The following is a 6,143-nucleotide window of genomic DNA, read 5'->3' on the forward strand; positions in this document are numbered from 1 at the left end:
TGTTTTTTTTGTAATTAAGTTTCTGAAATTTTCAACAAAAAAAAGAGACGTTCCGTCTCTTAATCACAACTTTGAATGACTGCTATCATCCCGCTGCTAAAGGAAAAACCTGCTGTTTGTGTCAGAAATTCATTGCTGGCATAAGAAGTTGGGTACGGCACTTGGACGTTTTCTAATAAATACTTGCTACCTGTCAACGTCAAATCTGTTACCGGCGTCAAACAGCAATACGCTAAATACTGCATCTCGGGTTCTTTTTCTAATTGATAGGTGCCTGGTAAAAAGAACTGAACGACATTTTGACGATCTAAAAAACGCAGATTTGGGGCAAATGGACGAAACCGATCTTCTAAAGGCAGCCATAGATTGGCTAAAAGATGGTCGAGACGTCCTCCTGTTGCACCAATCAAGTCGATTTGCGCTTCTGGATAGCGACGCAACGTCTCCACCAATGCCAATTGGGTATCTGTATCATCTTTTTCAGCAGGGGCTTGGATCACTGTGTTGACTTGTTGTTTGACTGCTTGCAGTTCGCCTGCGGTCAAAGAGTCGAAATCACCGATTGCTAGATTGACTGGCCGTTGGTGCTGAAGCAAAAACAATGCCCCGCGATCAATCCCAATGTATTTGTCATACGTCATCAGCGGTGGCCAATTTTCAGGGCGCCCCCCTGCTACTAACAAAATCTTCATTTATTGCAAAGCTTCTTTCAAGGCTCTGATTTGTGCTGCAGGTTCATCGGCATCGTAAATATAGCTTCCTGCTACGAAGACATTTGCACCTGCTTCCAGGCAACGTTTGGCTGTCTCAGGAACGATCCCGCCATCTACCTCGATATCATAATGGTAGCCTTTTTCTTCTTTTAAAGCAGCCAGTACCGCAATTTTTTCTAGTGATTCTTCAATAAAGGATTGCCCACCAAACCCTGGATTGACCGTCATGACTAACACTTGATCACACATGGATAAAACATGTTCAATGGCTGATACTGGTGTGCCTGGGTTGATGACGATTTCTGCTTTGACATTTTCTGCCACAATCATTTGGATCGCACGATGGATATGAGGTGTTGCTTCCGCGTGGATCCCAATGATATCTGCCCCAGCTTCTGCGAAGGCATGTATATACTTTTCTGGTTCGGTGATCATTAGGTGAACATCCAACGGCAGTTTGGTAACTGGGCGAATCGCTTTAACGATGTTTGGGCCTAAGGTAATATTAGGGACGAAATGACCGTCCATCACGTCTACGTGAATATAATCTGCGCCATGGCGCTCTACCAGCTCAATGTCTCTTTGAAGATTTGCAAAATCGGCACTTAAAATAGATGGTGCTAGTTTTATCATGCTTTTCCCTCACTTTTTCTTCTTTTTATAAACCGGACGTCGGTTTTCAATCTCTTCTAAAAATTGCACGTAATTCTTATAACGAGTCTCGGCAATCTCATTTGCTGCAACCCCCTGCTTAACTGCACAATCAGGTTCATTAAGGTGCCTACATTCCCTAAAACGACAGTTGGCAGCTACCGCTAAAAAGTCAGGAAATAGTTTGGGTAACTCCACCGCTTCGATTTCCAAAAAGTCGATCGAACTAAATCCTGGTGTATCGGCAACCAATCCATCACAAATCGGCAAGAGCTCCACATGACGGGTCGTATGTTTCCCCCGCCCGAGAGATTCTGAGATCACTCCTGTTTCCAATGCCAATTCTGGGACGATCCGATTCAGCAATGTCGACTTTCCAGCACCGGATTGTCCCATAAATACGGTGATCCGCTCAGGAAAGTACCGTTGAAGTTCCAATAGATCTTCGCCTTCTGCTTTTGACGTGATCACGTGGTAGCCAATTGCTTGATAGGTCTCCTCAATTGCTTTCATTGCGGCAAGATCTTTCACAAGATCCGCTTTTGTCAAAAAGATGATCGGTTCGATCCCCTCATACTCTAACGTCACTAAAAAGCGATCCAATAGATTATAGGAGAAGTTCGGCTCAACTAGACTTGTCACGACCACCCCTTGATCCACATTTGCGACTGGCGGTCGAACCAGCTCATTTTTTCGCGGCAAGATCTCTAAAAGATAACCGTCTGTTTGATTGCTGCTTTCAAAGATCACTTCATCACCCACCAAAGGAGTGATTTTTCGATTCCGAAAATTTCCTCGAGCGCGGGTTTGAAAGATTTCATCTTCTGATGCCACATAATAAAATCCGCTTAGCGCTTTGATGATTTTTCCCTTCAAACAATTTCCTCCTCGTTTTTTACTATTGTATCATATTTTCAGGTCTTCTCACTGGCTGAAAACACAAAAAAAGCCTGAAGCGAATGCTTCAGGCATCAAAAAATCGGGAAGACAGGATTCGAACCTGCGACCCCTTGGTCCCAAACCAAGTGCTCTACCAAGCTGAGCTACTTCCCGATAATAAAAATGAAACAAATAAAAAGACTACGCGCCCAAGAGGAGTCGAACCCCTAACCTTTTGATCCGTAGTCAAACACTCTATCCAATTGAGCTATGGGCGCATATTATGAAATGCCGAGGACCGGAATCGAACCGGTACGGTGATCACTCACCGCAGGATTTTAAGTCCTGTGCGTCTGCCAGTTCCGCCACCCCGGCTGAAAATTGCTAAGGCAAAGCGGAAAACGGGGTTCGAACCCGCGACCCCCACCTTGGCAAGGTGGTGCTCTACCACTGAGCTATTTCCGCATATTCCTGATGCCGGCTAAAGGACTTGAACCCTCGACCCTCTGATTACAAATCAGATGCTCTACCAACTGAGCTAAGCCGGCAATGAAGTGCGGGTGAAGGGACTTGAACCCCCACGCCCGAAGGCGCTAGATCCTAAATCTAGTGCGTCTGCCAATTCCGCCACACCCGCATAGGTTATTACTATGAGTCGTACAGGGCTCGAACCTGTGACCCTCTGATTAAAAGTCAGATGCTCTACCAACTGAGCTAACGACTCATATGGGGGTTAACGGGATCGAACCGCTGACCCTCTGCTTGTAAGGCAGATGCTCTCCCAGCTGAGCTAAACCCCCATAAGGTAAAAAAAACGCGTGGCGACGTCCTACTCTCACAAAGGGAAACCCTTCACTACAATCGGCGCTAAGAAGCTTAACTTCTGTGTTCGGCATGGTTACAGGTGTATCCTTCTTGCTATCGCCACCACACTATTCAATTGAGTAAGTTTTGCTCACTCAAAACTGGATCGAAGAAATCAAAACTCTACGAGTTTACGTGCTTTTTTCTTTTTGGTTAAGTCCTCGATCGATTAGTATCAGTCCGCTCCAACCATCACTGGCCTTCCACTTCTGACCTATCTACCTGATCATCTCTCAGGGATCTTACTTTCTTAAAGAAATGGGAAATCTCATCTTGAGGTGGGCTTCACACTTAGATGCTTTCAGCGTTTATCCCTTCCCTACATAGCTACCCAGCGATGCCTCTGGCGAGACAACTGGTACACCAGCGGTAAGTCCATCCCGGTCCTCTCGTACTAAGGACAGCTCCTCTCAAATTTCCAACGCCCGCGACGGATAGGGACCGAACTGTCTCACGACGTTCTGAACCCAGCTCGCGTGCCGCTTTAATGGGCGAACAGCCCAACCCTTGGGACCGACTACAGCCCCAGGATGCGACGAGCCGACATCGAGGTGCCAAACCTCCCCGTCGATGTGGACTCTTGGGGGAGATAAGCCTGTTATCCCCAGGGTAGCTTTTATCCGTTGAGCGATGGCCCTTCCATGCGGAACCACCGGATCACTAAGCCCGACTTTCGTCCCTGCTCGAGTTGTAGCTCTCGCAGTCAAGCTCCCTTCTGCCTTTACACTCTTCGAATGATTTCCAACCATTCTGAGGGAACCTTTGGGCGCCTCCGTTACCTTTTAGGAGGCGACCGCCCCAGTCAAACTGCCCATCTGACACTGTCTCCCAGCCCGATAAGGGCTGCGGGTTAGAGTGGCCATAACGCAAGGGTAGTATCCCACCATTGCCTCCATCGAAACTGGCGTCCCGATCTCTACGGCTCCTACCTATCCTGTACATGCGGTACAGACACTCAATATCAAACTACAGTAAAGCTCCATGGGGTCTTTCCGTCCTGTCGCGGGTAACCTGCATCTTCACAGGTACTAAAATTTCACCGAGTCTCTCGTTGAGACAGTGCCCAAATCGTTACGCCTTTCGTGCGGGTCGGAACTTACCCGACAAGGAATTTCGCTACCTTAGGACCGTTATAGTTACGGCCGCCGTTTACTGGGGCTTCAATTCGTACCTTCGCTTACGCTAAGCACTCCTCTTAACCTTCCAGCACCGGGCAGGCGTCAGCCCCTATACGTCATCTTTCGATTTTGCAGAGACCTGTGTTTTTGATAAACAGTCGCTTGGGCCTATTCACTGCGGCTGCTCGTTAGAGCAGCACCCCTTCTCCCGAAGTTACGGGGTCATTTTGCCGAGTTCCTTAACGAGAGTTCTCTCGCTCACCTTAGGATTCTCTCCTCGACTACCTGTGTCGGTTTGCGGTACGGGCCGTTGTTTTCTCACTAGAAGCTTTTCTTGGCAGTGTGACATCAGAAGCTTCGGTACTATTATTTCCCTCCTCATCACAGCTTGTCCGTATAGGTAGAAGCATTTGACTCCTACCAAGACTTACTGCTTGAACAGACATATCCATCAGTCTGCACTTCTTAGCCTCCTGCGTCCCTCCATTGCTCAAACAAAAACAACGGGTACAGGAATATCAACCTGTTGTCCATCGCCTACGCCTGTCGGCCTCGGCTTAGGTCCCGACTAACCCTGGGCGGACGAGCCTTCCCCAGGAAACCTTAGTCATTCGGTGGACAGGATTCTCACCTGTCTTTCGCTACTCATACCGGCATTCTCACTTCTAAGCGCTCCAGCAGTCCTCACGATCTGCCTTCAACGCCCTTAGAACGCTCTCCTACCAATGCACCTAATGGTGCACTCCACAGCTTCGGTAAACTATTTAGCCCCGGTACATTTTCGGCGCAGGGTCACTCGACTAGTGAGCTATTACGCACTCTTTAAATGGTGGCTGCTTCTAAGCCAACATCCTAGTTGTCTGTGCAACCCCACATCCTTTTCCACTTAATAGTTATTTGGGGACCTTAGCTGGTGGTCTGGGCTGTTTCCCTTTCGACTATGGATCTTATCACTCACAGTCTGACTCCCGGATATGAATGAATGGCATTCGGAGTTTATCTGAATTCGGTAACCCGAGATGGGCCCCTAGTCCAAACAGTGCTCTACCTCCATCATTCTCAATTCCGAGGCTAGCCCTAAAGCTATTTCGGAGAGAACCAGCTATCTCCAAGTTCGTTTGGAATTTCTCCGCTACCCACACCTCATCCCCGCACTTTTCAACGTACGTGGGTTCGGTCCTCCAGTGCGTTTTACCGCACCTTCAACCTGGACATGGGTAGATCACATGGTTTCGGGTCTACGACAACATACTCATTCGCCCTATTCAGACTCGCTTTCGCTACGGCTCCGTCTCTTCAACTTAACCTCGCATGCTATCGTAACTCGCCGGTTCATTCTACAAAAGGCACGCTATCACCCATTAACGGGCTCTAACTTGTTGTAGGCACACGGTTTCAGGATCTATTTCACTCCCCTTCCGGGGTGCTTTTCACCTTTCCCTCACGGTACTGGTTCACTATCGGTCACTAGGGAGTATTTAGCCTTGGGAGATGGTCCTCCCGGATTCCGACGGAATTCCTCGTGTTCCGCCGTACTCAGGATCCTCCTAGGTGTTATCCAAATTTCGTCTACGGGGTTTTTACCCTCTTTGACATACTTTTCCAAGTATTTCGACTATCTGAATAGACTACCATATCGGAGTCCTACAACCCCAACAAGCAAGCTTGTTGGTTTGGGCTTTTCCCGTTTCGCTCGCCGCTACTCAGGGAATCGAATTTTCTTTCTCTTCCTGCAGGTACTTAGATGTTTCAGTTCTCTGCGTCTACCTCGACTGCGCTATGTATTCACGCAGACGTAACATCCTATAAAAGATGCTGGGTTCCCCCATTCGGAAATCTCTGGATCATAGCTTACTTACAGCTCCCCAAAGCATATCGGTGTTAGTCCCGTCCTTCATCGGCTCCTAGTGCCAAGGCA

At 48.1% G+C, this 6,143-nt stretch carries 3 protein-coding genes, 8 tRNA genes and 2 rRNA genes; all 13 read right to left on the minus strand.

Going from position 1 to position 6,143, the window contains the following annotated elements; all coding sequences use genetic code 11:
• Nucleotides 1-59: 59 nt before the first annotated feature.
• Nucleotides 60-692: a thiamine diphosphokinase gene (locus A5883_RS13485; protein WP_086338846.1), complete on the minus strand. Its 633-nt coding sequence runs from the start codon at nucleotides 690-692 to the stop codon at nucleotides 60-62.
• Nucleotides 693-1,346, minus strand: coding sequence for a ribulose-phosphate 3-epimerase (rpe, locus tag A5883_RS13490; RefSeq protein ID WP_015510634.1), 654 nt, complete (start codon nucleotides 1,344-1,346; stop codon nucleotides 693-695).
• A 9-nt stretch (nucleotides 1,347-1,355) separates the two neighbouring features.
• Nucleotides 1,356-2,240: a ribosome small subunit-dependent GTPase A gene (rsgA, locus tag A5883_RS13495; protein WP_060791853.1), complete on the minus strand. Its 885-nt coding sequence runs from the start codon at nucleotides 2,238-2,240 to the stop codon at nucleotides 1,356-1,358.
• A 103-nt stretch (nucleotides 2,241-2,343) separates the two neighbouring features.
• Nucleotides 2,344-2,417: transfer RNA gene (locus A5883_RS13500), tRNA-Pro, on the minus strand.
• Nucleotides 2,418-2,447: 30 nt separating this feature from the next.
• Nucleotides 2,448-2,521: transfer RNA gene (locus A5883_RS13505), tRNA-Arg, on the minus strand.
• Nucleotides 2,522-2,532: 11 nt separating this feature from the next.
• A tRNA-Leu gene (locus A5883_RS13510) sits at nucleotides 2,533-2,618 on the minus strand.
• Between the two features lie 18 nt (nucleotides 2,619-2,636).
• A tRNA-Gly gene (locus tag A5883_RS13515) sits at nucleotides 2,637-2,708 on the minus strand.
• Between the two features lie 10 nt (nucleotides 2,709-2,718).
• A tRNA-Thr gene (locus tag A5883_RS13520) sits at nucleotides 2,719-2,791 on the minus strand.
• A gap of 7 nt (nucleotides 2,792-2,798) precedes the next feature.
• A tRNA-Leu gene (locus A5883_RS13525) sits at nucleotides 2,799-2,880 on the minus strand.
• Nucleotides 2,881-2,894: 14 nt separating this feature from the next.
• Nucleotides 2,895-2,967 (minus strand) — tRNA-Lys (locus tag A5883_RS13530).
• 3 nt (nucleotides 2,968-2,970) lie between these two features.
• Nucleotides 2,971-3,043 (minus strand) — tRNA-Val (locus A5883_RS13535).
• A 16-nt stretch (nucleotides 3,044-3,059) separates the two neighbouring features.
• Nucleotides 3,060-3,175, minus strand: a 5S ribosomal RNA gene (rrf, locus tag A5883_RS13540).
• Between the two features lie 87 nt (nucleotides 3,176-3,262).
• Nucleotides 3,263-6,143: ribosomal RNA gene (locus tag A5883_RS13545) — 23S ribosomal RNA — on the minus strand.

Source organism: Enterococcus sp. 5B3_DIV0040, assembly GCF_002140755.1.
Taxonomy (GTDB): domain Bacteria; phylum Bacillota; class Bacilli; order Lactobacillales; family Enterococcaceae; genus Enterococcus_D; species Enterococcus_D casseliflavus.